The sequence below is a fragment of the Sphingomonas sp. S2M10 genome (assembly GCF_012650175.1).
Classification (GTDB): Bacteria; Pseudomonadota; Alphaproteobacteria; order Sphingomonadales; family Sphingomonadaceae; genus Sphingomonas.
The window spans coordinates 1-3,802 of sequence record NZ_JAAILI010000021.1 but is presented as its reverse complement, the minus strand read 5'-3'; the positions used below and the strand labels follow the sequence as shown (position 1 = coordinate 3,802).

General features: G+C 61.7%; 3 protein-coding genes. All 3 read right to left on the bottom strand.

The window, feature by feature from the left end:
• Positions 1–86: 86 nt before the first annotated feature.
• From S2M10_RS05940 to S2M10_RS05930, 3 genes are read right to left on the bottom strand one after another with little or no spacing between them, the layout of a single operon-like run.
• A complete protein-coding gene (locus tag S2M10_RS05940; RefSeq protein WP_168845281.1) occupies positions 87–1,091 on the bottom strand; it encodes a tyrosine-type recombinase/integrase in 1,005 nt (334 codons plus the stop codon).
• The gene (locus S2M10_RS05935; protein WP_168845280.1) at positions 1,088–2,443 is read right to left on the bottom strand and encodes a tyrosine-type recombinase/integrase; all 1,356 of its coding nucleotides are present in this window, start codon (positions 2,441–2,443) and stop codon (positions 1,088–1,090) included. The genes S2M10_RS05940 and S2M10_RS05935 overlap by 4 nt, the downstream gene beginning before the upstream one ends.
• The gene (locus S2M10_RS05930; RefSeq protein WP_168845279.1) at positions 2,440–3,672 is read right to left on the bottom strand and encodes a site-specific integrase; all 1,233 of its coding nucleotides are present in this window, start codon (positions 3,670–3,672) and stop codon (positions 2,440–2,442) included. Before S2M10_RS05930 ends, S2M10_RS05935 begins: the two co-directional genes overlap by 4 nt.
• Positions 3,673–3,802: the final 130 nt, after the last annotated feature.

The window sequence follows — 3,802 nt, the reverse complement described above, 5'->3', positions numbered from 1 at the left end:
GCTTATCGCGAGGAAGCGATAATGCGAAGGAACGCGGTGTAGGCCCGCAAAGCAAGGGCACTTGTCACCACGACCTTCGCATTATTTCACAGGGTATCCAGCCACTCCATCAGGCTCGCATCCCGCTTCCACGATGGACGCACATTGCTCGCTGTCGGCGCGCCGACCTGCTCCAGCGCCTTCCGCTTGGTTTCGAGATTGGCCTGAGCATAGTGGTTGGTTGTGTCGAGGCTGACGTGACCCAGCCAACTGCGGATCACGGTGATGTCGACCCCGGCAGCGACGAGGTGAACAGCGGTTGCATGCCGGAAGCTGTGCGGCGTCACGTGTTTTGACCGAAGGGTCGGCACCGCTTTTCCCGCTTCCTCCACATAGGCGCCGAGCTTGAACCGCACGCCCGAGGCCCCCAGCGGCTCACCGTATCGATTGACGAAGATTCGCTCATCTGGCGCACGCGGTTGCCGCTCCAACAACCTTTCGAGCAACGCCACGGTTTCCGGCCAGAGTGGGCAGATGCGCTCCTTCCGCCCCTTGCCGTAGAGGCGGACGAAGTTCGGTGCGGCGAACCGGATCGCGTCGGGGCAGAGGTCGAGCGCCTCCTGGATGCGCGCGCCGGTGTTATAGAGGAACGAGAGCAGCACATGGTCGCGCATCCCTTCGAGTGTCGACCGTTCGGGCTGCGCGAGGATGGCCTCGACCTCCCCTGGCTCGAGGTAACAGGGTGCGGGGGTGGGCTCCCGCTTCAAGGGGACGGTGAGAACCTCCGCGCACTGCGCGATATATTCCGGATCCTTGTCCGCCACGAAGCTGAAGAAGCTGCGGATCGCTGCAAGCCGGCAGTTTCGCGTACCGATCGTGCCTTTGCGCGCATGCTCGGTATGGTGGAGGAACGCGCGCACCTCGCCGGCCGAGACGTCGGTCAGCATGAGCCGAGCGACCCCGCCGCCTTTTCGTTCCGCGATGAACCGAAGCAACAGCCGCCAAGTGTCGCGATAGGACCGGATCGTATGGATCGATGCACTGCGTTGCTCGGCCAGCCATTCCTGGAAGAACGCCCGCAACAGTGCAGGCAGAGGATTGCCCTTCTTCATGGCCGCGCCTCCATGGTGAGGCATGGGGCACCGACCACGCGGAACCGCTCGCTGGCTTCCTGCAGCAGGTCCTGCGTGACAGTGATATAAACCAGCGTGGAGTGGATGTCCCGGTGGCCCATGTAGGTGGATAGGAAGCGCAGTTTGTCCTGCGGATTGACGCCAGATCGATACCATTGGAGGATTCGGTTCACGACCATCGAATGGCGCAGGTCATGAACGCGCGGCCCCGTCCGCCCGGATGGGGGCTTGAACCCGGCGCGGCGCATGACCTTGGTGATCATCGTTGAGACCGACACCGGGGTATAGCGATCATTGAAGTGCTCGTGCCAGAAGAGCCCGGATTGGGGATTCTGCGGCGCACCAGCGCACCGCCTTTCATCGATATAGTTGCGTAACTCGGCCACGACGCTTGCGTTCAGCGGCAAGATTCTGGTCTTGTAGAACTTCGTTTCCCGGATCGTGATTGTGCCCGATTGAAGGTCAACATCGCCCAGATCGAGCCCAGCGAGTTCGCCGCGGCGCAGTCCGGCACAATAGGCCAGGACCACCATGGTGTAGATAGTCATCGGCCGCAGCGGGGCATCCGGCGACGGATAGGTACGGGCAACATCGAGCATTCGCCGGACGTCGGCCGGGCTGAAGATATGCGGTCGGCGATGCTCTCGAGCCACCTCCCGTTCCGGCCGCGGATTGAAGCGTTTCGGCGGGATGCTTGGATCGAGGCGGAACCGCGCCTTGGTCAGGATGCGCCCCAGCTTCTGGCATTCCGCGGCGTGATTGCGGGTCGGCTTGGCAGCTGCCCAGCGCTCCAGCATTGTCTCAAGCGATGCCTCGGCAAGTTCGGGGTTCGCCTGAAGGAACCGATCGAACCGCAACAGCCAGTGAGCCTGTGTCTCATACTGATAGCCCCGTCTGCGCATCAACGCGACATGCTCGCGCATGAAGTCGCCTAGCACGCTGCCGAAGGGAGCCGGGCGTCGTAACGCGGCCAAGGCTTCGTCGGGATTGGGGGAGGTCAGCGCCCGCCAGACCGGCTTGTTTTGTTTGAGGTTGTACCGACGGCGAAGCACGGCAACGGGATTATCGGTGATCAGCCCGATTTCGACGAGGTGGTCGAGGAAGCGATCGACAATGCAGACCTGGTTCAGCAACGTCGGCAATCGCCAACGTTTTTCCATCGCCTTCAGCCAGGCGTCGAGCATCTGTCGGTCAACCGCAGGATGACGCCGGGCCACATCCTCGAAGCTGCGAAGGAACCAGCGATACGTGGGCCTGCTTCCCGGCCGGAACTGCGATATCTCCAAGAAGGCGTCGATGACGGTGCGTTCGGGATCGTGCCAGGCGCTCATGACAGCACCTCCGATCCGGGCACTTCGAGCGCCACGGCTCGGAGATCTTCGGTGGCCAGCTTGAGATAGGCGTTGGTGGATTCGGTGGATCGATGCCCGAGTACGTCGCCGATGATCTTTTGCGGAACCGACGCCCGCAGCAACTCGACCGCCCGCGCGTGGCGGAACACATGCGGCCCTCGTTTTCCTGGCAGCTGGACGCCTGCAGTTGCCAACCGCCCGCGGATCATGCCGTACAGGTTCGTCATTGCGATATAGGGTGCGCAGGATCGGACGAAGATTTCCCGCACATCAACCTGGGGGCGACCAAGGCGCAGATAATCGAGCAGCGCCTCACCAACCGGCGCCATAAGCGGCATGTAGGAGTAGGCATTGGTCTTCGTGTGACGGATGCGCAGGGATTCTTCGCGCCAGTTTACGTCCTCGAGCCGAAGGCGGCAGATCTCGCCTTGTCTCAGACCGTATGTGGCAAGCATTTGAAGGATGGCATAATCGCGCAGACCCCGCGGCGATCCGTCCTCCTTCGTCGCGGCCAACAATGCGGCGATTTGGCTTTTATCCAGCGTGGAGGGCACATCTTCGTAGGCATAGAGCATAGGGCCGATGATGTGAGGTGTGAGATCGGACGGGATGCGCCCCGTCCGGTGGAGATAGCGGACCACCGAGCGGAGGCGCTCAGCGACATCGGCCAATGATTTGCGCCGTAAGCCAGGCGCGCGCACGTCCATGTAGAGATCGACGTCCACGATACTCAAAGCTTCGAGGCTGGCAGCACCGCCGCGGTCGAACTGCCATCGCAGGAAGTTTCGCGCCTCCCACATCAGCGCCTCAATGGACGCGCTTGCCAAGCCGCGCTCCTCACGCAGCCATGCCTCGTATTCGAGGCAAATTTCATGTCGATGCGCGGCGTCGGGGCCGATCATCTCTGCATCCGGTGGCCATTTGCCTTGAGCAAGCCGAAGTAGCTTGGCGATTACGGCGCGTGGCAACATATGCCATCGCGCACTGGGAGGTCGGCCGTACTGGACCTCAAAATCCTGAACCGCATAGCAAAAATACTGATCGACCTGTGCCGGCGTCACCGTCTCGACCGGCATGTCGCACTCGGCCAGATAATCGAGGAATGCGCGGGCGTAGAGACGGTGGTTCGCCACGACCACGGGGTTGTAATTCTGGATTTCGAGAAAATTCGTGATTTTGGCGATCAACTCGTCGTGTAACTTCAACATGCTTGCCTCCTCAGCTGGTCCAGGGACCGCCGAGGTTCGCAACCAATATAATGCGCAGCAACCGCGCCCACTATCACGGGAATTCGGTGGCTACGCCGCGTTCCTGCGCATTACCGCGACCTCGCGATAA

What these genes read in the sequence shown, in the direction of transcription:
- S2M10_RS05940 (WP_168845281.1), bottom strand. Translation starts at nt 1,091, where the DNA reads ATGAAGAAGGGCAATCCTCTGCCTGCACTGTTGCGGGCGTTCTTCCAG.
- S2M10_RS05935 (WP_168845280.1), bottom strand. Translation starts at nt 2,443, where the DNA reads ATGAGCGCCTGGCACGATCCCGAACGCACCGTCATCGACGCCTTCTTG.
- S2M10_RS05930 (WP_168845279.1), bottom strand. Translation starts at nt 3,672, where the DNA reads ATGTTGAAGTTACACGACGAGTTGATCGCCAAAATCACGAATTTTCTC.